The following is a 21569-nucleotide window of genomic DNA, read 5'->3' as shown; positions in this document are numbered from 1 at the left end:
GCACAGGTGAATCTGTCCTCGGCTGAGGGACTCGCCCACCGAACCGGATCGACTGTCGCAGAAGACAATGGCGATCCGAGCGGCTCGTGCCCCACGGGTTGTCCGTCGGAGTCGAGTCGATCAAGCAGAATGTCGCGGTCGATCCCGAGCGCAGCCATGCCGTTCGGCAGGGTGAATTTAGGTTTCATTCCGTAATCGAGCGTGGCGACTGCCGACAGGAATCCTGCCGTTCGTGCAACATCGATCAGCGTACGCAGCAGACCCGTGACCAGCATCCCTTCGATCTCCACGACGTCTTCGTCGGGCAATCGGTCGTGGTGCCAGGTGACCCCGTTCTTCGAATGCACGCCGGTTTCACCGGCAGCCATGAGGTGGACCTCGTCGGGCAATCTGCCGACGATGGGCAGTCCCCACAAAACAGCAGCCGATTCATAAGAGTAGACGGGCTGGGACTTTCTGGTGGCCTCCACGGCGCGCAAACGCAAGAAGTACCGATCACGATCGCTGATGGTGTCCCAGCCGGTCGCGTCAACGGCAACGCCACGTCGTAGGCGAACGGCTTGACCGGATCCGACCGGCCGTTGAACAGGACGCCCATCGCTGCCGAGAAACCGAGCGTCACGGCCGAGATACAAAGGCCGCCAGTCATGCGGGGAGTAGAGATTCATAGCGCCATGCTGGTGGTGCGGCCTACTGGCTCCGATCGCAAGGGCGGCTCCTGTGGCCAAGATCGGCGGCGGAGGTCCTGTGGAGGGATGGTGACACATCCGCTCGCGAAGTGCCACCGGGTCTCGACGCTCGCCGTTTGTGCCGAGAGTCGTCACCCGTGCGGCGACTCTCGGCACAAACGGCGAGCCTCGGCGAATAGACGGGCCCGGAAGGCGCCGGGAGGGCCTACTGTACGCGCTCGGCCCACCAGGCGATAAGGCGGCGGGTGGCCTCGTCTTCGCCGAGCGGCCCATCATCCAGCCGCTGCTCGAGCAGGTACCGGTAGGCCTCGCCGACGTCACGGCCCGGACCCACTCCGAGGACGGCCATGATCTGCTCACCGTCGAGATCGGGGCGCACCGCCGCCATCTCTTCCTGTTCGTTCAGCTCCTCGATGCGCTGTTCCAGGTCGTCGTAGGCGAAGCCGAGCCGGTCCGCCTTGCGGCGGTTACGGGTGGTGACGTCCGCACGAGTCAAGATGTGCAGTCGTTCGAGCTGGTCCCCCGCGTCCCGCACGTAGCGCCGCACCGCGGAGTCCGTCCAGGCACCCTCGGTGTAGCCGAAAAAACGCAGGTGCAGTTCGATCAGGCGTGCCACGGCGGCCGTCGTGTCGTTGTCGAAACGGAGGGCTCGTAGCCGCTTCTTCGCCAGCTTCGCGCCGACCAGGTCGTGGTGGTGGAAACTGACCACGCCGCCCGGCTCGAGCTTGCGAGTCGCGGGCTTGCCGATGTCGTGCAGCAGCGCCGCCAGGCGCACGATCAGGTCGGGGCCGTCGAAGCTGCCGCGGGACTTCTCGTAGCCGATGGCCTGGTCCAGCACCGTCAGGGTGTGCTGGTAGACATCCTTGTGGTGGTGGTGCTCGTCGACTTCGAGGCGCAGGGCGGGGATCTCCGGCAGCACCCGGCTGCAGAGCCCGGAGTCCACCAGCAGCTCGAGCCCGGCATGCGGGTTGTCCGCACACAGCAGCTTCGAGAGCTCGTCGCCGATGCGTTCGGCCGAGATATTACGAATGCGGTCCGCCATCGCTTCCATCGCTTCCGCGGTGTCGGCGTGGAGGGCGAATCCGAGCTGGGCGGCGAACCGGGCCGCCCGCATCATGCGCAGCGGGTCGTCGCCGAACGAGATCTCCGGGGAAATCGGCGTGCGCAGAACGCCGGCCAGGAGGTCGTCGATGCCGTTCGCGGGGTCGACCAGAGTCAGCCCCGGAAGGCGCAGAGCCAGTGCGTTCACCGTGAAATCGCGGCGTAGCAGGTCATCCTCCAGGCGGTGGCCGAAAACCACCTCGGGCTTGCGCGTCTGGCCGTCGTAGCTCTCCGACCGGTAAGTCGTGATCTCCACCTTTTCGCCGGCGATTTGGGCGCCGATTGTTCCGAAGGCGCGGCCGATATCCCAGTGGGCATCCGAGATTGGCTTCACGAGGTGCAGGATTTGGTCCGGCGTGGCATCCGTCGTGAAATCGAGGTCGTTGAACGGCCGGTCGAGGAAGGCGTCGCGGACCGGTCCGCCGACGAGGGCCAGTTCGTGTCCAGCCGTCTGGAACGCGGTCGCCAATCGGGAAACGGTCGGGGTGGCAGCCAGGTCGCCCAGCCGCTTGAGGGCTGTCGCAACGCTTTGCATGACCCCATGTTAGTTGCTTGAGCTACGCCGGCTGCCCCGGTGCGGCGTTACCCCCGCGTCGAAGCCGTAGAATCCCCTACATGGTGGCCGAGTCTGTTCTCAAGCGTCGGCCCGCGCTCCCCGGAGCGATGCGCGGCCTCTGGTCACGCACGAAGAGGCCGATCGGCGCCGTTCTGATCGGCCTACTGGCCGGGGTTCTGCCGGTCGCCTCCGCCGGTCTGCCCGCATCCGCAACCGCGTCTGAAATCACATCTGCATCTGCCCCAGCGGCCCCGACAGCGAAGACCATCGCCGCCGTAACGGCCAATGCGGTGAACCTGCGCGTGTCGCCCGCGACACTGGCGCCCCTCCAGGCTGGCCAGGACCTCACGGTCACTGTCACCGTCGAGAACGCGACCCTTGACACCATCTCACCGGGCACCATCAACCTCTTCCTCGCGGAACGGGCACTGATCAACCGCAACGCCCTCAACAGCTGGCTGGATCCGGAGAAGAACAGCAAACCCGGCGATCTCATGCTGAGCGAGCCCACGATGGCGTCCATTCAGCCGGACAGCACCGAGATCTTCACCTTGACCGTGCCGGCCGGCTCCGTGGGCCTCACCAGCGGCAACGCGTGGGGTGCCCGCGGCATTGCCGCCACCCTGAGTACAGACGACAGGGTGCGGGCAGAGGGCAGAGGCACCTTCGTCTGGTATTCCGACGAAGAGGTCACCCCCGTCAACATGTCGGTGATCATGCCGATCACCGTCCCCGCGCAGTCGACGGGCCTGATTACGTCAAAGGCACTGGAAACGTTTACGGCGCCGACCGGTGTTCTGAGCCGCCAGCTCGACGGCGTCGTCGGCCGCCCGGTCACCATTGCCATCGACCCGCTGATCATTGTTTCCATCCGAATCCTCGGTTCGGCGGCACCGCCCAGCGCAATCGCGTGGCTGAACCGGCTGGACGAGGCTCCGAACGATATATTCCCGCTCAGCTATGCCGATGCCGACCTTGCCCTGCAGGCTCAAGCCGGCGCCGGGCCGCTGCTGACGCCCAACACGTTCGGCCAGGCGATCGACCCTGCCTTGTTCGCCGCGACGGACCAGTCCGCGACGCCGAACTCCGACCCTGCCCTCCCGCCTGGCACCGAGACACCGGCGCCGTCAACGGACCAGCCCGCACCCCCCAGCGATGGCACACCACCCACCACGGAAAAGTTGCTTGCTTGGGAATATAGCGCCACTGACATCGGCTGGCCGGCCGAGGGTGACGTTGCGAGTGCAGACCTGGACGTATTCGCGGCCAGTGGCCTCAACACAACCATTTTGGGCGGATCGAACGCATCTGGGGCCGCCGGCGACTTCACCCCGAATGCATCCCTTGATCTCGGCACCGGCCACGGTTTGGGTCTGGTCGTCGATGATTCGTTGGCCGCCGCCCTGCGCACCGCCGCGGCCGCGACAACGGATGACGCGTGGCGCGAAGCCATGTCCCAGGTCAGCTCGCAGCTGGCGGTCGTCTCGGCCGAGCGCCCCGGAACCGCGCGCACCCTCCTGGCCACTTTCGACCGCGGGTGGCCGCCCAACGCAGACCGACTCACCGAGACCATCGACGCGCTGGCCGGGTTGCGGTGGTACGCGCCGTCCACCCTGCCGGAGGTGCGGGCATCCGTTCCAGCCGAAGAGGTCGAGTTTGACAGCCAGGCCGAGCCGGAGGATCGCGTGGCCCTGGCCGCCGAGCTCTTCGAGGCCGAGAAGACAATCACCGACTTTTCCTCCGTACTGTCCGACCCGGCGATCGTCACAGGCACGCAGCGCCTGGACCTGATGGCTCTGCTATCCAATTCCTGGGCATCCCAGGAGGCCAGTTGGGCGGATGCCGTCGGCACCAGCCTCGCGAACTCCTCGGCGCTTGTGGGCTCCATCACGGTCGCGACCAAGGGCCCCATCAACGTGGTCGGCAGCCAGGTCGACATTCCGGTGACCCTGGACAACGCCCTGAGCCAGGCCGTGACGGTGATGGTGCAGGTCGTTCCCTCCAACGGGCGCCTCCTGGTCGGCGAGGCGGTGGAGTCCACCATCGAAGCCCAATCCGCCCGCACCGTGACCATCCCGGTGACGGCCGCAGTGGGAAACGGCGCCGTCACCCTGCGCGTGACCCTGCTCACTCCGGCGGGAACGGTCATCTCGCAGCCCGCCCTCATCCCGATCAACGTGCGCGCAGACTGGGAAGGCCTCGGATCCCTCCTGTTCGCCGCGTTCGTGGTGCTGTTCTTCGGGTTCGGGGTGTGGCGCAACATTCTGCGACGCCGACGGGAACGTGCCGAAACTGAGACTGCGGACGCCCCCGAGCCAGAGGCAGAACCGGCCACAGTCACTGAAGCCGAAGCACCCCCAGAAGAAGATCCCGAATCCGGGGCCGCCGGCGCTGCGCCCGGCCCGCTGACCCCCACCAGCGCGGCCGATGCCCCGACGGAGCCCCGTGCCTAAGACCGACAGCATCGGCCGGGCGAGCGCATTCCTCGCCTCCGGAACCATTGTTTCTCGCATCCTCGGCTTCGTGAAGCTGATTGTGCTGGCGGGGGTGATCGGCCAGGTCGGTCAGAGCACCAACGCGTTCGCCGTGGCGAATCAGCTTCCGAACACGGTCTACGTCATCGTGGCCGGTGGGGTGCTGACGGCCGTCCTGGTGCCGCAGATCGTGCGCGCCAGCCTGCACGCCGACGGTGGCACGGCGTACATCAACAAACTCCTCACGCTGGCCCTGGTCATCCTCGCCGCGACCACCATCGCAGCCACCGCGCTTGCTCCGCTGTTGACCCTGCTCTACGGGTCCAACATGAAGCCGGAATCGCTGGCCCTCGCCACGGCGTTCGCCTTCTGGTGCCTGCCACAAATCTTTTTCTACGGCCTGTATACGGTCCTCGGAGAGGTTCTGAACGCCCGCAAGTCCTTCGGCCCGTTCACCTGGGTTCCCGTGATCAACAACGTCGTGGCCATCGCGGGCCTACTCACCTTCTCGGCGTTCTACGGAGCCGACCCGAACGGGACCCGGCTGGCCACCGAGTTCACGCCCGCGATGATCGCCGTCCTCGCCGGGAGCGCCACGCTCGGCGTCGTGCTGCAGGCCGTCGTGCTGTTCTATTTCTGGCACCGCATCGGTCTGCGCTTCCGCCCCGACTTCCGCTTCCGCGGCGTCGGGCTCGGCGTGGCCGGCCGGATGGCGAGCTGGACCTTCGGGATGCTCCTGCTGACCACCCTGGCCGGCGTCGTCGAAACCCGGGTGGTCACCCTCGCCGGCGACTCCGACGCCTCGGTCGCCGCACTCAACACGGCCTGGCTCATCTTCATGCTCCCGCATTCGGTGATCACCGTCTCAGTCACCACCGCCTACTTCACCCGGATGAGCGAGCACGCCTCGGTGGGCAAGCTGGCCCTGGTCAGAACGGATGCCTCCTCCGCCATCCGCGGCACCACCCTGATCATCGTGCTCGCCTCCGCCGTCATCGCGGTCTGCGCCTACCCGTTCGCCCGGGTCTTCGTCGCCCCCTACGAACAGGTACAGAGCATCGGCAACGTCATCGTCGCCTACGTGCTCGGCCTCGTTGCGTTCTGCGTCCTGTTCGTCGTACAACGCACCTTCTACGCGCTCGGCGACACCCGTACGCCGTTCTACTTCACCCTGTTCCAGGTGACGCTGGTCATCATCGGCGTCCTTGCCTGCTCGCTCCTGCCCAGCGCCTGGATCGCCGCGGGCGTCGCGCTCACGGTCACCGTGTCCGGCATTGCGCAGGCCCTGCTGGCGGCAGGGCTGCTCCGTGGGCGCCTCGGCGGCATCGACGGGCGGCGCATCCTGCGCAGCCTCGTGAAGTACTTAGTCGCCGCCGTGCCCGCGATCACGGCCGGCGTTCTCCTCCTGCTCGTGCTTGGTGGCACCCAGGAGGCTGGATTCGCCCTGTCCGGGAAGCTCCAGGCCGTTCTCACTATGATCGTCATCGGCCTCGCCATGTCAGGCGTCTACTTCGGCCTGCTGCTGCTCATGCGCACCGCTGAGCTGCGCGGCTTCATCGACCCGGTGATCGACCGCATCCGTCGTCGTTGACCGGTCCCCAGCCGGCGTGGAATAGCATCCGATTAGGATGTGTTGTATCCGGAAGCGAGGCAATCGAGATCGCTGCCCCCACAATCTGAAGGAGTCTACGCGTGCGTCAGATCATCATCATAGGCTCCGGACCGGCCGGTTTCACGGCCGCGATCTATGCCGCCCGGGCGAACCTGAAGCCGCTTCTGATCGCCAGTTCGGTCGAGGCCGGCGGCGAACTGATGAACACAACCGAGGTGGAGAACTACCCGGGCTTCCCCGACGGCATCCAGGGACCGGAACTGATGTCCAAGATGCAGGAGCAGGCCGAGCGGTTCGGCACCGAGGTCGTCTATGACGACGTCACCGAGCTCGAGCTTTCCGGCGACACCAAAACCATCACGCTGGGCAGCGGCGAGAAGCACGAAGCTCTCTCCGTGATTTTTGCCACGGGTTCCGCCTACCGCAAGCTGGGCCTGGACGACGAAGAGCGCCTGTCCGGCCGCGGCGTGTCCTGGTGCGCCACCTGCGACGGCTTCTTCTTCAAGGAGAAGACGATCGCCGTGATCGGAGGCGGCGACTCCGCAATGGAAGAGGCCACCTTCCTCACCCGCTTCGCCAGCAAGGTCTACGTCGTGCACCGCAAGGACACCCTGCGGGCCTCCAAAATCATGCAGGAGCGTGCGTTCGCCAACCCCAAGATTGAATTCCTCTGGAATTCCCAGGTCGTCGGCATCACCGGCACGGATGCCGTCGACGGCTTGGTCCTGCGCAACACCGTCTCGGGTGATGAAACCTTGCTCCCCCTCGGCGGAATCTTCGTGGCCATCGGCAACGACCCGCGCACGCACCTCGTGCACACCAAGCTCGATTTGACCCCGGAGGGCACCATCGCCGTCGCCGGTCGCAGCTCGAAAACCAGCCAGACCGGTGTTTTCGCCGCCGGGGACGTGATCGACCCGACCTATCGCCAGGCGGTGACCGCAGCGGCATCCGGAACCGTCGCCGCACTCGACGCGGAGCACTACCTGGCCTCGCTTCCCGAGAACCTGCTGGCCAGCGCCGGCGAACCCGCACTCGCGTAACCCCTCACCGAAGTCACATAACCCGCAATCAAGGAGTAACCACATGTCTGCACGCGCCGTCACCGACGTCACCTTCGACCAGGAAGTCATCAACAACGAAAAAACCGTTCTGGTGGACTTCTGGGCGGAATGGTGTGGCCCGTGTCGCGCCGTCAGCCCGATCCTCGACCAGATTGCCAGCGAGAACGCTGACAAGCTCGACATCGTCAAGCTGAACGTCGACGACTTCCCGGCGCTGGCCGCCAAGTACCAGATCACCTCCATCCCGGCGATGAAGGTGTTTCAGAAGGGCGAGGTCGTCAAGACTGTCATCGGCGCCAAGCCGAAGGTCGCCCTTGAGAAAGATTTGGCCGCCTACCTGGCCTAACCGTCCCTGCCTCTACCGAGGCCCTGACCCGTCCGGCTCACGCCGGGCGGGTTTTTGGGGATTCGGGCCGGATGGTACCGACCGCATACGATTGAAACCTCACCAGATCGGAAGTGACGTGACAGCGAAGCGCTCCCCCCAGACCGGCAACAACCTCGACCCGTGGTACCACCACTACGCCGAGCGAGCCGCGGGGTTGCGCGCCTCCGAGGTCAGGGCTCTCTTCGCGGTGGCCTCCCGCCCCGAAGTCGTCTCACTGGCCGGCGGCATGCCCTACGTGGCTGCCCTACCGCCCGACCTGGTTATCAACGCCATGGACCGGGTCATGCGCCAGCAGGGCCCCGTCGCTCTTCAATACGGCTCTGGTCAGGGCGTTCCCGCTCTGAGGGAGCAGATACTCGAGGTGATGGGGCTTGAAGGCATCCGTGCGCACGCCGACGATGTCGTCGTGACAACGGGGTCGCAACATGCCCTCGAATTGGTCAGTAAACTTTTTCTCGACCCGGGCGACGTGGTGCTCTCGGAGGGCCCCAGCTACGTCACGGCCATGGTCATCTTCAAGTCGTATCAGGCCGAGGTAGAACACGTGCCCATGGACGAGCACGGCCTGATCCCTGAAGCGCTCCGCCAGCACATCCAGCGCCTCAAGGCCGCCGGCAAGACCATGAAGTTCCTGTATACGATCCCGAACTTCCACAACCCGGCCGGAGTGACCCTGAGCTGGGCCCGTCGCCTCGAGATCCTCGAGATCGCCCGGGCGAACGACATCCTGGTGTTGGAAGATAACCCCTACGGACTGCTCTACTTCGACCAGCCGGCACCGGATGCGATGCGCTCGCTCGAAGAGGACGGAGTCGTCTACCTAGGCACGTTTTCCAAGACCCTCGCCCCGGGCTTCCGGGTCGGTTGGGCGCTGGCCCCGCACGCCATCCGGGAGAAACTGGTGCTTGCCAACGAGGCCGCGGTGCTCTCCCCCAGCTCGTTCAGCCAGCTGGTGATTTCCGAGTACCTGGCGACGTCCGATTGGAAGGGCCAGATCAACACCTTCCGCGGGGTCTACCACGAGCGAAAGAACGCACTGCTGGACGCCCTGGAAGAGTACCTGCCCGGCCTCACCTGGACCAATCCGAACGGAGGGTTCTACGTCTGGGTCACTCTTCCAGAGGGACTGGACTCCAAGGCCATGCTGCCGCGGGCGGTCAAGGAACTCGTGGCGTACACGCCCGGCACCGCCTTCTTCGCCGACGGCGACGGGCGGCGCAACATGCGCCTCTCGTTCTGCTACCCGACGCCGGATCACATCCGGGTCGGAATCCGTCGCCTCGCATCCGTCCTCCGTGATGAGCTCGACCTGCTCGAAACCTTCGCCGGCACCGGTTCCCTGAACCCGTTGCGCGCAGAAGGCCGCTTCAACTCCCCACCCCCCGACATTTCGTAGTTCGTCTCCGTCGGTATCCACACCAGCCAAAGCAAGGAAAAACCCTGACCATGAGCGATTTTTTGGCACTTGACATCGTTGTTCTCGCGGGCGGGATCTCGCACGAGCGGGACATCTCACTGCGCTCGGGTCGCCGGGTCGCGGATGCACTGACGAGCTTGGGCCATACCGTCACCGTTCTGGACCCGCAGGCCGGCCTGCTCGCCGATCTGACCATCCGGAAACCCGATGTGATCTGGCCGGTCGTGCACGGCGCCACCGGTGAGGACGGTGCACTCCTGGCCCTGCTGGAGACCACCGGGATACCCCACGTGGGCTCGCTAGCTGGACCGGCCCGTCTGGCCTGGTCGAAGCCGATCGCCAAGGAGCTCGTGCGCCGGGCCGGCTACGCCACCCCCGACGCAATCGCTCTGTCCACCGAAACGTTCCGCGATCTCGGTGCCGCCAGCGTCCTCGAGCACCTCCTGACGGCCATGCCCACGCCGCTCGTGGTGAAACCGGCCGAGGGTGGCTCGGCCCAGGGGGTCAACATCATCGACTCCCCCGCCGGACTGCCGCGTGCCATGGTCGACGCCTACACCTACGCCACGGTCGCCCTGGTGGAGGAGAAGGTCGAGGGTACCGAACTCGCGGTCACGGTCATCGACATCGGAGACGGCCCCATTGCACTGCCCGCCGTGGAGATCGTGCCCATTGACGGCGTCTACAGCTTCGAGGCCCGCTACAACGCGGGAGAGACGCTGTTCTACACACCGGCCCGGATCCACGCGGAGATTGCGGAACTGGTGGCACAAACCGCGGTCGCCATCCATGAACTGCTCGGCCTGCGCCACATCTCCCGCATCGACCTGATCGTGGACTCGGATGGCGTTCCCTGGTTCCTGGAAGCGAACGTGCTTCCGGGTCTGACCGAGACGTCCCTGGTGCCCCAGTGCATCGAGGCTTCCGGTCAGTCTCTCGGCGCCGTCTACGACGCCCTCGCCCGAGCCGCCATCGCTGGCTCGTAGTCCGCGCCGTGGGCCGTGTTTCACGTGAAACATGGTTCTGTCGCCACTCGAGCCCGTCGGTGGACGAGCTCATCGAGACCACGCCGACCAGCCCCCCCCCCCTCACGCTGGTGAAGGCTATCGAGCACCCACCCCGCTCCCACACCGCCCGCCCTGCCGGCATGGACGCCTTGCCCCCCGTACCTGCCCGAATGCCCGGACGGCACCGACGTCGTTGGCTGCACCTGGAAGTTAGGTCGCAGACTCTTTCATTACACCGTCGGAAATGGTGACGAGTACACTCGCACCCGACGCTCGGTGTCGCTCCTCTGCGTCGATGAACACTACTTGATCGACGATGCTCTCGCGAGGGACAGCCCCGGCCACACTTGCCACCGTCCACTCACCGACCGTCATCCGCGGGATCCAACGTTTCACGTGAAACGCTCACGACACATCCACTCGCTGACCGCAGTAGACGCTAAACCACCGAGTCTCCACGTACGAACCGGCCCGAGAACAACCACGGGTGAGCAAGCTCGGACTGACTGGCCCTCTCCCCTACCCCTCCCCTCTGGCAGTGTGACGCCTTCGCGGATTCGACGGATGTGACGCAAGCTAACGGAATGAGACCAGACCGCAGACGAACCGCCGTGCCTCCAGGGAGTCGGCACGCCGCGCGCAAGGCAGGACATTCTCACCGTTCCGCCGCACCGTGTGCCCGGGATTAGGCGCAATCCAGACAGGCAACATCGACCATATCGGCCTAGGTGGCGGATCGAACTCGCGACTGTGACAGATGCCATGCCGCGGGCGGATGCATCCGCTGACGATCCCCGATCTCACGAACACACTCATTTCGGCGGTCGATCCTGTCAAGACCGGAATGGGGACCGGCGCAGGTGCGCGGAGGTGTCGACGCTGTGGAACTGCTCCAGGGTCGAACTTTTAGAAACCAGATCCGAACCCGGCGTGTGTTTCACGTGAAACATGACCATGTCGGGACGGGGAAACAATATTCTTCGCCCACGCAGTGCCCTGGAACCCGTTCGCATGGCGACCCGCCCGATCTGAACGTCGTGTCTTCAGGTCTGCCTGACGGGGTTCTTGCACTCGACGCGGTTGGATTTCGGCAATGTCGATCAGGGACAAGGGGATGCCGATACGGCCTCACCCAGGTCCTGCTGGGTTTGCGCAGCGCACGGGGCAGGCGACTCCCCGTCGTGTTGCACGAACGGCAGGACCAAACCCACGAGCCGTGGGGAACAAGTCATCAGTTGACGGGGGCCGAGGGGGCTCCAGTGATTGACCTCACCCGCGCAACACTCATGATTTACCAGGTTGACCCGCGTCATGCTCGGTCACGCGGAAGGACCCCAGGAGCCCGGCACGTGACGAACCCGACCACCGAAACGGATCGACGGGAACCAGTCCCGCCACGCTCGACCACCGGAACGGGACGGGGGCGACGGTCGTCGAGCCTGTCGCAACCTGCGCGCACTGGATCGCTCCATTCTCTACAGGCAAGAATCTGACCGCGGATGCCGGCTGCTCACTCGAAATCAGCGCCGTGACTCAAGCCGTGAATCCAGGGTGGGCTGGTCAGTACGCTTCTTGAGTGCACGATCTCTGAAACGCAGAATTAAGGCCCCATAAGGGCCGTAACACGGATTTCTGTTGCCAACTGAGCGCTTAGGTTGCTTCCTGAGGACGTCTAATGTGCAGTTCATGGCTGATTTGATCGCCCCGGAGACTCAGCTGGCGATGACCGGGGGTCGGTTTGACGAATCGCAGGCCCGCACGCGCGGGAGGACCAGCGTATCTGGATGGACGTGCAGCCAAGGTGTCGGGTCGCGGGTCTCGGGTCCCGGGTCTCGACAGGCTCCACCACCGGAAGAGGTGAGGGGACAGAAGTCTGGACAGGCTCGAACACCGCGGCCCGGTTCGACGCACGGTGAAGGCCGATGCTCATGTTTCACGTGAAACACTAATGGGGTGGGCGGGTGTCGACCCACTCGACCACGGGGTGATCGGTCACCGAGCGGTCGATCAGCGGGGCGCTCGACACTCGGGTGAGGCTAGCTGGCTCCGAAACCGGGTTCACCGAGGACGTCGAGAATGCGATTGAGATCACCGATCGTGGCAAAATCGACCATGATCTGGCCTTTTCTTGCGCCTAAATGGATCTTTACGCGGGTGTCGAGTCGGTCACCGAGGCGTTCCGCGATCTCGTCGAGGTGTCCCTGACGACGTCCGCCCGTTGGCTTGGCGGAATCGACACGTGGCTGCATCGCGGCCGCGGCCTCCGCTGCCCGCACGGAGAGATCCTCGTTGACGATTTTATCGGCCAGCTTGACCATGCCCGCCGGATCCCCGACGGAGAGGATCGCTCGCGCGTGCCCGGCGGACAGAACACCGGCGGCAACGCGCATCTGCACGGCCTCGGGGAGCTTCAGCAAACGGATGGTGTTGGTAATCTGCGGCCGCGACCGACCGATCTTCTGTGCGAGCTCCTCCTGGGTGATGCCGAAATCGGCCAGCAACTGCTGGTAGGCGGACGCCTCCTCGAGCGGGTTCAGCTGTGCGCGATGCAGGTTCTCCAGCAGCGCGTCACGCAACATGTCGGCATCCGCCGTTTCACGGATGATCGCCGGAATGGTGGTCAGTCCGGCCACCTTCGTGGCACGAAGCCGACGCTCCCCCATCACCAGTTCGTATTTGCCGGGCTGCTCCACGATGGAACGAACCACGATGGGCTGCAGCACGCCGACTTCCTGGATGCTGTGTACCAGCTCGGCCAGGTCAGACTCATCGAAGGTGCTCCGCGGCTGGACGTGGTTCGGCACGATGTCGCTGGGATTGAGGTGCGCGAGCCGCGCACCCGGAACCGGGAGAAGTCCCTCGGTCTCGTCCGGGCGCACCGCATTGGCGTAGGGGAAGAACACATCGACTGGACGCGCCTGAGTCGGGTCGTCCTGAATGGGGATGAGTGCACCGATCCCCCGGCCAAGCCCAGTCCTTTTAGCCATTAGAGCGCGACTCCTGTCTTGGGGGCGCCCCGATGGGCGATCTCTGCTGCTGCTTCGAGGTATGAGAGTGATCCGGCAGAGTTGAGGTCGTAACTGATAACGCTCTGACCGTAGCTCGGCGCCTCAGAGACACGCACGGAACGCGGTATAAGGGTGTTCAGAACCTGCTTGGGGAAGTGTTCACGCACATCCTGGGCCACGTGGTTCGCCAGGTTGGTGCGGCTGTCGTACATCGTGAGCAGAATCGTGGACACCCCGAGATCCGGGTTCAAGTGCTTCTCGATCAATTCGATATTCTTAAGCAGCTGGCTGAGACCTTCGAGCGCGTAGTACTCACACTGAATAGGAATCAGCACCTCGCGGGCCGCGACAAACGCGTTGATCGTCAAGAGTCCCAGAGATGGGGGGCAGTCGATGAAAACGTAATCGTAGGGGTCATCCATCGTTTTCAGGTGCGATTCGAGGGCACGGTTGAGACGCTGCTCACGGGCGACCAGGGAGACGAGCTCTATTTCTGCACCCGCGAGGTGGATGGTGGCCGGCACACAGAACAGCGAGCCGAACTCCGGGCTGTTCTGAACGACCGCAGCCATTTCCTCGTCGTTGACGATGACATCATAGACGCTGGGTGTTTCCGCGCGATGTTCGACGCCCAAGGCTGTAGACGCGTTGCCCTGGGGGTCCAAGTCGATCACCAGAACGCGCGCGCCCTGACGGGCCAGAGCGGCCGACAAGTTGACCGCGGTCGTGGTCTTGCCGACGCCACCCTTCTGGTTCGAGATGGTGATGACGCGCGTCTTCGCCGGCCTCGGCAGCGTCTCGGAGGCAATCCGCTGTCGGCGCCGCGTCAGGTCAGAAATCTCACGCGCAAGCGGAGTCGTATCGTCAAACGCCGCGGCCGCCTTGCTTGATTGCTGGTCTTCACCAGGTTGTTTCACGTGAAACCTTCGCGTTCGACGATTGATGAGCCACCCCCACAGGGACTCCGGTTGTACCTCAGCACTGACAAGAGCAGACACCAGGGACTAATCCACTGTAGCCCTTATGACTCGAGTCACATCCTGCAGCACGCCCTCGCCGAGGGTGATCACCTCGACATTGCTGAGCCGGAACTTACGGATGGCCTTCGCCGCGGCTTCGACCTCCGCCGCGGCGCCCGTGCCCTTCATCAGCACCAACTCGCCGCCGGGATTCAGAAGGGGGGCCGTGAGAGGGATCAGGGTGCGGAAGGCACTGACCGCACGGGCGGTCACCTGGTCAAGCCGCCCGGGCAGCCGAACGTCTTCCGCCCGAGCCCGGAGTACGGTCGCATTGGTCAGGCCGAGCGCGGCCACTTGGCCGGTCAACCACGCGACCCGGCGCTCCATGGGCTCGATGAGTACGAACGTCACGTCCGGCCGGGCGATCGCCAGCACCAAGCCGGGTAACCCGGCCCCGGAACCGACATCGCCGACGAGTCCGGGTCGGAGCAGCGGCGCCACGATCGCACAGTTGAGGATATGTCGACTCCATAGCCGTGGTACTTCCACCGGGCCGATCAGGCCCAGTTCCTCGCCCTGCGCAGCCAGACTGGCCACGAAGGCGCGGGCACCCTCGATCTGGCCACCGAAGAGATCCGCGGCAACGGCTGGCTCCGCCTCGAGAGTGTGAGTCACAATATTTCGATGTACTACGCTGCGGAGATGACCGTGTGACGGTCCCGGCCCTCGCCTTTGGACTCAGAGACGAAACCCGCCTCCGACACCAGGTCATGCACAAGCTTGCGCTCGTAGGAGGACATCGGCGGCAGTGATGCCTCGGCGGCACCCGCCTGGATGCGTTCCACGGCGCGGGACACCAGCGAGGCTAGCTCGGCCTGCCGGGCGTCGCGCGAGCCGCCGATATCCAGGATCAACCGCGAGAAAGCTCCGGTCTTGTTCTGCACGGCCAGTCGCGTCAATTCCTGCAAGGCATTGACGGTTTCCGGCTTGGAGAGCAAACACAGGTTCGCGACATCCGAGGAATTGACGGACAGGTATGCCCGCCCATTACGCGCGTCAATGTCGATGTCCCCGTCGAGGTCGCAGATATCGAGGAATTCCTCGATGTAGTCCGCGGCGATGTCCCCCTCCTGCTCGAGCTGGCCGAGCGTGGGGGAATCGTCCGCCGGTCCAGGTGCGGCGATCACGTCAGTGTTCTCAGTCACGTTGGGTCTCTTCTTATTTTTTAGGGCCGGATTGCTTTTTGGCACGATTCTTTGCGACCGGCTGCTGACGCTGAGGCTTCTTGGGTTCTTCGACCACAATCACGTCACCATCCGTGGCGATGAGTTTACCCTTTCGGGCCAGTCGCTCTTCGCGCGCCTTGGCGGCCTCGCTGCCGGGCGTGGGCATATTCCGGATGACCAGGAACTGCTGGATCATGGTCCAGATGTTCGAGGTGAGCCAGTAGAACATGACGCCGAGGGGGAAGGCAACACCGGAGAAGGCAAAGACAAGGGGAAGCAGGTAGAGCATGATGCGCTGCTGCTTGAACATGGGGCTTGCCTTGGTTTCCGGCGACATGTTCTTGGAGACGATCTGTAGCTGGGTGATGAACTGTGAGGCGGTCATCAGGACCACCATGATGGCCGCGATCCACATAACGACGGCATTGAAGTCCTGACCAGCGACCATTTTCGTCCACTGAGACGCGAACGAGTCATGCAGCGGCGCGTCGCCGAAGAGGGTGGCGTTTCCGAAGCTCTTCGCGAGATCGTCGTTGAGCGGGCCAACTCCAGCCTGACTGCGTTGCGCGTCATTCAATACGGAGAACAGGGCGAAGAAGATCGGCATCTGCAGCAACAGAGGCAGGCAGGAGCTCAGCGGGTTGGTGCCTGTGCGCTTGTAGAGCTCCATGGTCTCGCGGGACATGGCCTCGCGCGAAAACTGGTCTTTCTTGCCCTTGTACTTGTCCTGAATCTTCTTGAGTTGCGGCGCGACCTCCAGCATCTTGCGCTGGCTCTTGATCTGCCGCACGAAGATGGGAATCAGGGCGGCCCTGACGACAATCACGAGTCCGACGATCGAGAGCACCCATGTGAGGCCGTCGTCGTAGTTCATCCCCATGACGGAGAAGAGGGAGTGGAATGCGACGAGTAGAGCCTCGACGACCCATTTCAGCGGCCAGAGAATCGTACCTAGGAGGTCCATCTTTGCGTCAGCCCTTTCCGTGGCTCGCTGCGATAACAAAACCAAACGACGTCACGATGACGCGACGCTTCCGCCTGAGGGGAACGTCATCGATCCCGCCTTCGGCCCACGGATGGCATCGGCCCAGCCGCAGCGCGGCTCGGGCTGATCCCACGACGAGTCCGTATTCCTGAACGGTGCCGAGTGCATACGCCGAACAGGAGGGGTAGTACCGGCAAACATCGCCGTAGAGCGGGGAAATCACGGCTCGGTACGCACGCAGTACGAGAACCCCCGCATTGCGTGGGAGGAGTATGAGCGTAGTCAAGAACCTGTTCATCAGTCAGCGATCCGATCGGATCGCTGCCGGGGCCTTACCGGCAACGGATGTAACCGAAATGCGCTGAAACTTCTCCAGCGCCACGGACAGTTCTGCATGCAGGGTCGACCACGGCGCATCCGCTGCTGACGGCAGAGCGCGGATGACGACATCCGTGCCGGGCCGCGCAGAGATCAGCACAGCGTAGCTCGCCGCCTTCAAACGACGTCGGACTCGATTGCGCCGCACGGCGTCACCCACGTTTTTCGCCACAATGAAACCGAACCGTGCCGGAGCCTCCTCCGGATTCCGGCGCAGATACGTCACCAGGTGCGGGCCGACGATCCGCGCACCCCGGCGCACGACCGACTTGTAGTCGTCACCGGCGGTGATGCGATTGGCCCCCGCGAGCACGAGAGTACTTAAGCGGAGAGTTCGATGCGACCCTTGCGACGGCGAGCACCCAGAATCGCGCGGCCGGCACGGGTCTTCATGCGAAGGCGGAAGCCGTGCACCTTGGCGCGACGGCGATTGTTCGGCTGAAACGTTCTCTTGCTCATTGTTTTGTCTCCACGTGTTAAATCTCCGTAGGCCAAACTGAGCGGCCGGGAAAGAGTGAGGTAGCCCTCGGGCTGGGGTCAACTGATTAAAACTACGGCTTTGGCCGGTGATGGTCAAACTCGACCTCCCGAAATCATCGGTTGTACACACAATCGCACCCATTTCGAGCATCGACACGCGCACGAAATGCGAACGAATTTGGCCGGACTGGCGGTGATTGACTACCGTGAGGACAAGTTATCCACAGGTTTTCAACAAACCCTGTGAATTGGGGCTTATTTGCCCACAGGCGGTGGATAACCTTGTGGATGCTTTGGCTGGATTATGCGTTCAGAGACGAGCCCAATCCTCGATCTCCGTCGTTGTAGAAGGCAACAATGAGAGAAAAGCGGAGAAACCATGGCCACCGAAGAACAGCCCATCACGGAGACCTGGCGGTCTGTCCTGACCAGCCTGGAATCCGACGACAGCATCACGCCCATGCTGTACGGCTTTCTCAACCTGGTCGAACCCAAGGGTATCGCCGCCGGCACGTTCTACCTCGAGGTCCCCAACGAGTTCACGGCCAGCATGCTCAATCAGCGCATGCGAGTGCCGCTCCTGACGGCGATGGGCCACTTGGATGAGGCGTCCGCGGTGTCCACCTTCTATGTGGTCGTCAATCCCGAGCTGGAGAAGGAATCCATCCGGCCGGTGCACGAATCGAGTTCTCCCCCCGATGTGGAAACCCCAGCCGCACCGCAATCGGTGTTCGAGAGCAGCTCGCCCGAGCGGCCCCATGACACCCGGTTGAACTCGAAGTACAGCTTCGACAACTTCGTGATCGGCCAGTCCAATCGCTTCGCACACGCCGCGGCGGTCGCGGTAGCGGAGGCGCCGGCGAAGGCCTACAACCCTCTCTTCGTCTATGGGTCGTCCGGCCTCGGCAAAACCCACCTCCTGCACGCCATCGGCCACTACGCGATGAGCCTGTACCCCGGCATCCGGGTGCGTTATGTCAGCTCAGAGGAATTCACCAACGACTTCATCAACTCGATCGCCAACAACCGTGGTTCCGCATTCCAGTCGCGTTACCGCAATATCGACATCCTGATGATCGACGACATCCAATTTCTGCAGGGCAAGGCGGAAACGCAAGAAGCCTTCTTCCACACCTTCAACACCCTGCACGATCACAACAAGCAGGTGGTCATCACGAGCGACCTCCCGCCCAAGCACCTCACCGGTTTTGAGGACCGAATGCGGTCACGCTTCGAGTGGGGCCTGATCACGGATGTCCAGGCACCCGACCTGGAAACGCGAATTGCGATCCTACGCAAGAAGGCGCAGAGCGAGAAACTACAGGTCCCGCACGATATTCTCGAGTTTATGGCCTCGAAGGTCTCCTCGAACATCCGTGAACTCGAGGGAACCCTAATCCGGGTGACGGCCTTCGCGAGCCTCAACCGCACCCCGGTCGACATGGACCTGGTCCAGACGGTGTTGAAGGACCTGATCACCCTCGATGAGGACAACGTGATCGCGCCGGTCGATATCATCACCAACACCGCCGACTACTTCAAGCTCTCCGTGGATGACCTCTACGGGTCATCCCGGTCGCAGGCGATCGCCACGGCGCGCCAGATCGCGATGTACCTGTGCCGTGAGCTGACCAACCTCTCCTTGCCCAAGATCGGCCAATTGTTCGGTAACCGCGACCACACCACGGTGATGTACGCGAATAAAAAGATCAGCGAGCTGATGAAGGAACGCCGGTCGATCTACAACCAGGTGACCGAGCTCACGAACCGCATCAAGCAGAACCACCGTTACAAATAGCGGTATTTCTTCAGTTTTCACACCTGTGGATAACCCTGTGGAAATTGTTTACACAACTGGGCACAACCTGTAGAAACTCGGCACGTGGTTGTGCAAACTCCCCTCCTTGCCAAACCGGCACGACACCGAAGTGTGCTGGGCACTCACAGGCTGCCAACAAGTTACAAGTTTGTAGTTCCCAGTCGCGTGGCGGCATCCCACAAGTTATCCACAGTTTCCACACCGGTTAAGAAGATTAACAATTAACTTCTCTTTCTCTCCATCCGACAACCTTGAGTGCTCGACGGTTGCAAAAATTTGCTCCGTGAAACACGGCTACCATTGAGGCCGTATCCAGGTCTCTAACCGAACAGGAGTGACTTCGTGAGATTTCAGGCCAACCGGGACGTCTTCAGTGAAGCCGTCTCTTTCGCTGTCAAGCTCCTTCCCCAGCGGACGACGCTGCCGATTTTGAGCGGTGTGCTGATTGAGGCGACGGCAACCGGGCTGATCCTCTCCTCGTTCGACTACGAGGTCTCCGCGCAAACCGAGATCGCCGCCGACGTCGAAGAAGTCGGCAAAGTTCTCGTCTCGGGACGACTCCTCGCCGACATCGCCAGTCGGATGCCCAACGCACCGGTGCGGTTCTCGACCAACGAATCCCGGATCACGGTCAGTTGTGGCAGTGCGAGTTTCACGTTGCTCTCCATGCCGGTTGAGGAATACCCGAGCATCCCGCAGGTCAGCGCGCAGTCCGGTCTCGTGCCCGCTGAAGAGTTCTCGGCCGCTGTCGCCCAGGTGGCCGTGGCTGCCTCCCGTGACGATGTCACCCCCGTGATCACCGGCGTACAGCTGCAAGTCACGGAAAACAGCCTCAGCCTCGTGGCCACGGACCGGTACCGTGTTGCCGTGCGCGAGATCGATTGGGATAAAGGCAGCACCACGACCACCGACACCATCACGGCCCTGGTTCCGGCCCGCACTCTGCAGGAGGTCGGCAAGACGTTCGGTCACAGCGGCACGATTTCTATCGCGATCACTCACACCGACGACCGCGAGCTCATCGCCTTCACCGCCGATAAGAAAACCGTCACCTCCCTTCTGATCAAGGGAAACTATCCACCCGTGCGGCGCCTGTTCCCCGATAACGTGGACAACTACGCGGTCATGAACACGGCGGACCTGATCGAGGCGACCCGTCGAGTGCAGCTCGTCCTCGAGCGCGAAGCAGCCCTGAGGTTCACCTTCACCGCCGACGGTCTCACCCTCGAGGCGGTCGGATCGGAGCAGGCCCAGGCATCGGAGACGATCGACGCGATCCTGTCCGGTACAGACACGATCGTTTCGTTGAAACCTCAGTTTTTGCTGGACGGCCTGGGCGCGGTGCACTCGGAATTTGTGCGAATCTCTTTCACGAAGACCGAGAATCCCAACAAGCCGGGCCCGGTTCTGATCACCAGCCAGACCTCTCGGGATCAGCCGGGCGCCGACAGCTACAAGTACCTGCTCCAGCCCAACCTGCTGTTGCGCTAGACCAATCTCGAAAGGAACAGCCATGCACATCGGCATCATCGGCCTGGGGAAAATGGGCGCGAACATGCGCGACCGTCTGCGGGCCAATGGCGTCGAGGTCACTGGTTTCGACCGGAACCCCGAGATTTCGGACGTTGCCGGCACCGCTGAGCTGATTGCCGCGCTGCCGGCTCCGCGGCTTGTTTGGGTAATGGTCCCGGCCGGTGCCGCGACGGATGCTGTGATCGCCGAATTGGCCAATGAGCTTAGCGCCGGTGACCTTGTCATCGACGGTGGAAACTCGCACTTCACCGATGACTTCGCCCATGCCGCCCTTCTGGCGGCATCGGGCGTGCATTACGTCGACGCCGGGGTTTCCGGGGGCGTGTGGGGGCTGACCAATGGATTCGGGCTGATGGTCGGTGGCGCCGCCGAGCAGGTCGAGCGCGCCATGCCCGTCTTCGACGCTCTGCGTCCCGAGGGCCCACGCGACGAGAGTTTCGTGCATGCCGGAGCGGTCGGCGCCGGGCATTACGCGAAGATGGTGCACAACGGAATCGAATATGCCCTCATGCAGTCATACGCCGAGGGCTATGAACTGCTGGAGAAGCGCAGTGACCTGATCACCGACGTTCCCGGCGTGTTCAAGGCCTGGCAGCGCGGCACCGTGGTGCGGTCCTGGCTGCTTGAACTTCTCGTGCGAGCCCTGGACGACGACCCGGAACTTCAAAACATCGAGGGTTTCGTCGAGGATTCCGGTGAGGGCCGCTGGGCCATCGAAGAGGCCATCAATAACGCGGTACCCGTACCGACGATCAGCGCGGCCATCTTCGCGCGGTTCGTGTCCCGGCAGGACGACTCCCCCGCGATGAAGGCGGTCGCGGCCCTGCGCAATCAGTTCGGCGGCCACGCCGTCAGAACAACCGACTGACCCGA

19 protein-coding genes are annotated in these 21569 nt (G+C 63.5%); 10 read left to right on the top strand and 9 right to left on the bottom strand.

Going from position 1 to position 21569, the window contains the following annotated elements; genetic code table 11:
• Nucleotides 1-86: 86 nt before the first annotated feature.
• Entirely contained in the window at nt 87-551 is a 465-nt protein-coding gene (locus E3N94_RS09435; RefSeq protein ID WP_134570126.1) for a hypothetical protein, read from the top strand.
• Nucleotides 552-894: 343 nt separating this feature from the next.
• Here E3N94_RS09435 and E3N94_RS09430 read toward each other — a convergent pair whose 3' ends face one another.
• Nucleotides 895-2325 (bottom strand): CCA tRNA nucleotidyltransferase, encoded by a 1431-nt coding sequence (locus E3N94_RS09430; RefSeq protein WP_134401963.1) that lies wholly within the window; start codon nt 2323-2325, stop codon nt 895-897.
• Between the two features lie 80 nt (nt 2326-2405).
• On the opposite strand from E3N94_RS09430, the gene E3N94_RS09425 reads away from it, so the two are divergent.
• The 6 genes from E3N94_RS09425 (at nt 2406) to E3N94_RS09400 (ending at nt 10287) form a co-directional block, all read left to right on the top strand.
• Nucleotides 2406-4799 carry a DUF6049 family protein gene (locus E3N94_RS09425; protein ID WP_134570125.1) on the top strand — a complete coding sequence of 798 codons (2394 nt, stop codon included), beginning with the start codon at nt 2406-2408 and terminating at the stop codon, nt 4797-4799.
• Complete coding sequence (locus E3N94_RS09420; RefSeq protein ID WP_347232697.1) at nt 4792-6411, top strand: lipid II flippase MurJ; 1620 nt, start codon at nt 4792-4794, stop codon at nt 6409-6411. Before E3N94_RS09425 ends, E3N94_RS09420 begins: the two co-directional genes overlap by 8 nt.
• Before the next feature lie 101 nt (nt 6412-6512).
• The gene (gene trxB, locus E3N94_RS09415; RefSeq protein WP_104100657.1) at nt 6513-7475 is read left to right on the top strand and encodes a thioredoxin-disulfide reductase; all 963 of its coding nucleotides are present in this window, start codon (nt 6513-6515) and stop codon (nt 7473-7475) included.
• Between the two features lie 43 nt (nt 7476-7518).
• On the top strand, nt 7519-7842 hold the full coding sequence (gene trxA, locus E3N94_RS09410; protein WP_104100656.1) for a thioredoxin: 324 nt from the start codon (nt 7519-7521) through the stop codon (nt 7840-7842).
• 118 nt (nt 7843-7960) lie between these two features.
• A complete protein-coding gene (locus tag E3N94_RS09405; protein ID WP_134570124.1) occupies nt 7961-9280 on the top strand; it encodes a PLP-dependent aminotransferase family protein in 1320 nt (439 codons plus the stop codon).
• A gap of 50 nt (nt 9281-9330) precedes the next feature.
• A complete protein-coding gene (locus E3N94_RS09400; RefSeq protein WP_134342732.1) occupies nt 9331-10287 on the top strand; it encodes an ATP-grasp domain-containing protein in 957 nt (318 codons plus the stop codon).
• 2057 nt (nt 10288-12344) lie between these two features.
• Here E3N94_RS09400 and E3N94_RS09395 read toward each other — a convergent pair.
• From E3N94_RS09395 to rpmH, 8 genes are all read right to left on the bottom strand, one after another.
• Entirely contained in the window at nt 12345-13295 is a 951-nt protein-coding gene (locus E3N94_RS09395; protein WP_134342733.1) for a ParB/RepB/Spo0J family partition protein, read from the bottom strand.
• Entirely contained in the window at nt 13295-14233 is a 939-nt protein-coding gene (locus E3N94_RS09390) for a ParA family protein (protein WP_134570123.1), read from the bottom strand. Before E3N94_RS09390 ends, E3N94_RS09395 begins: the two co-directional genes overlap by 1 nt.
• Before the next feature lie 87 nt (nt 14234-14320).
• The gene (gene rsmG, locus E3N94_RS09385; RefSeq protein ID WP_104194723.1) at nt 14321-14953 is read right to left on the bottom strand and encodes a 16S rRNA (guanine(527)-N(7))-methyltransferase RsmG; all 633 of its coding nucleotides are present in this window, start codon (nt 14951-14953) and stop codon (nt 14321-14323) included.
• A gap of 11 nt (nt 14954-14964) precedes the next feature.
• Nucleotides 14965-15462, bottom strand: coding sequence for a R3H domain-containing nucleic acid-binding protein (locus E3N94_RS09380; RefSeq protein WP_241987097.1), 498 nt, complete (start codon nt 15460-15462; stop codon nt 14965-14967).
• Between the two features lie 31 nt (nt 15463-15493).
• Complete coding sequence (gene yidC, locus E3N94_RS09375) at nt 15494-16465, bottom strand: membrane protein insertase YidC (protein ID WP_104100649.1); 972 nt, start codon at nt 16463-16465, stop codon at nt 15494-15496.
• A gap of 7 nt (nt 16466-16472) precedes the next feature.
• Nucleotides 16473-16784 carry a membrane protein insertion efficiency factor YidD gene (gene yidD, locus E3N94_RS09370; RefSeq protein WP_104170913.1) on the bottom strand — a complete coding sequence of 104 codons (312 nt, stop codon included), beginning with the start codon at nt 16782-16784 and terminating at the stop codon, nt 16473-16475.
• A 3-nt stretch (nt 16785-16787) separates the two neighbouring features.
• Nucleotides 16788-17177, bottom strand: coding sequence for a ribonuclease P protein component (rnpA, locus tag E3N94_RS09365; protein ID WP_104100647.1), 390 nt, complete (start codon nt 17175-17177; stop codon nt 16788-16790).
• An 8-nt stretch (nt 17178-17185) separates the two neighbouring features.
• Entirely contained in the window at nt 17186-17323 is a 138-nt protein-coding gene (gene rpmH / locus E3N94_RS09360; RefSeq protein ID WP_104100646.1) for a 50S ribosomal protein L34, read from the bottom strand.
• A gap of 400 nt (nt 17324-17723) precedes the next feature.
• On the opposite strand from rpmH, the gene dnaA reads away from it, so the two are divergent.
• The 3 genes from dnaA (at nt 17724) to gnd (ending at nt 21564) form a co-directional block, all read left to right on the top strand.
• Nucleotides 17724-19142 (top strand): chromosomal replication initiator protein DnaA, encoded by a 1419-nt coding sequence (gene dnaA / locus E3N94_RS09355; protein WP_104100645.1) that lies wholly within the window; start codon nt 17724-17726, stop codon nt 19140-19142.
• 363 nt (nt 19143-19505) lie between these two features.
• A complete protein-coding gene (gene dnaN, locus E3N94_RS09350; protein ID WP_104100644.1) occupies nt 19506-20654 on the top strand; it encodes a DNA polymerase III subunit beta in 1149 nt (382 codons plus the stop codon).
• A 22-nt stretch (nt 20655-20676) separates the two neighbouring features.
• Nucleotides 20677-21564, top strand: a complete 888-nt coding sequence (gene gnd / locus E3N94_RS09345; RefSeq protein ID WP_134570121.1) for a phosphogluconate dehydrogenase (NAD(+)-dependent, decarboxylating) — start codon at nt 20677-20679, stop codon at nt 21562-21564.
• The last annotated feature ends 5 nt before the right edge of the window (nt 21565-21569 follow it).

The organism is Cryobacterium sp. Sr3 (genome assembly GCF_004402835.1).
GTDB lineage: Bacteria > Actinomycetota > Actinomycetes > Actinomycetales > Microbacteriaceae > Cryobacterium > Cryobacterium sandaracinum.
This window is presented reverse-complemented; position numbering and strand designations above follow the sequence as displayed.

What these genes read in the sequence shown, in the direction of transcription:
- yidD (WP_104170913.1), bottom strand. Translation starts at nt 16,784, where the DNA reads ATGAACAGGTTCTTGACTACGCTCATACTCCTCCCACGCAATGCGGGG.
- E3N94_RS09425 (WP_134570125.1), top strand. Translation starts at nt 2,406, where the DNA reads ATGGTGGCCGAGTCTGTTCTCAAGCGTCGGCCCGCGCTCCCCGGAGCG.
- trxA (WP_104100656.1), top strand. Translation starts at nt 7,519, where the DNA reads ATGTCTGCACGCGCCGTCACCGACGTCACCTTCGACCAGGAAGTCATC.
- E3N94_RS09395 (WP_134342733.1), bottom strand. Translation starts at nt 13,295, where the DNA reads ATGGCTAAAAGGACTGGGCTTGGCCGGGGGATCGGTGCACTCATCCCC.
- E3N94_RS09400 (WP_134342732.1), top strand. Translation starts at nt 9,331, where the DNA reads ATGAGCGATTTTTTGGCACTTGACATCGTTGTTCTCGCGGGCGGGATC.
- yidC (WP_104100649.1), bottom strand. Translation starts at nt 16,465, where the DNA reads ATGGACCTCCTAGGTACGATTCTCTGGCCGCTGAAATGGGTCGTCGAG.
- dnaA (WP_104100645.1), top strand. Translation starts at nt 17,724, where the DNA reads ATGGCCACCGAAGAACAGCCCATCACGGAGACCTGGCGGTCTGTCCTG.
- rpmH (WP_104100646.1), bottom strand. Translation starts at nt 17,323, where the DNA reads ATGAGCAAGAGAACGTTTCAGCCGAACAATCGCCGTCGCGCCAAGGTG.
- gnd (WP_134570121.1), top strand. Translation starts at nt 20,677, where the DNA reads ATGCACATCGGCATCATCGGCCTGGGGAAAATGGGCGCGAACATGCGC.
- E3N94_RS09430 (WP_134401963.1), bottom strand. Translation starts at nt 2,325, where the DNA reads ATGCAAAGCGTTGCGACAGCCCTCAAGCGGCTGGGCGACCTGGCTGCC.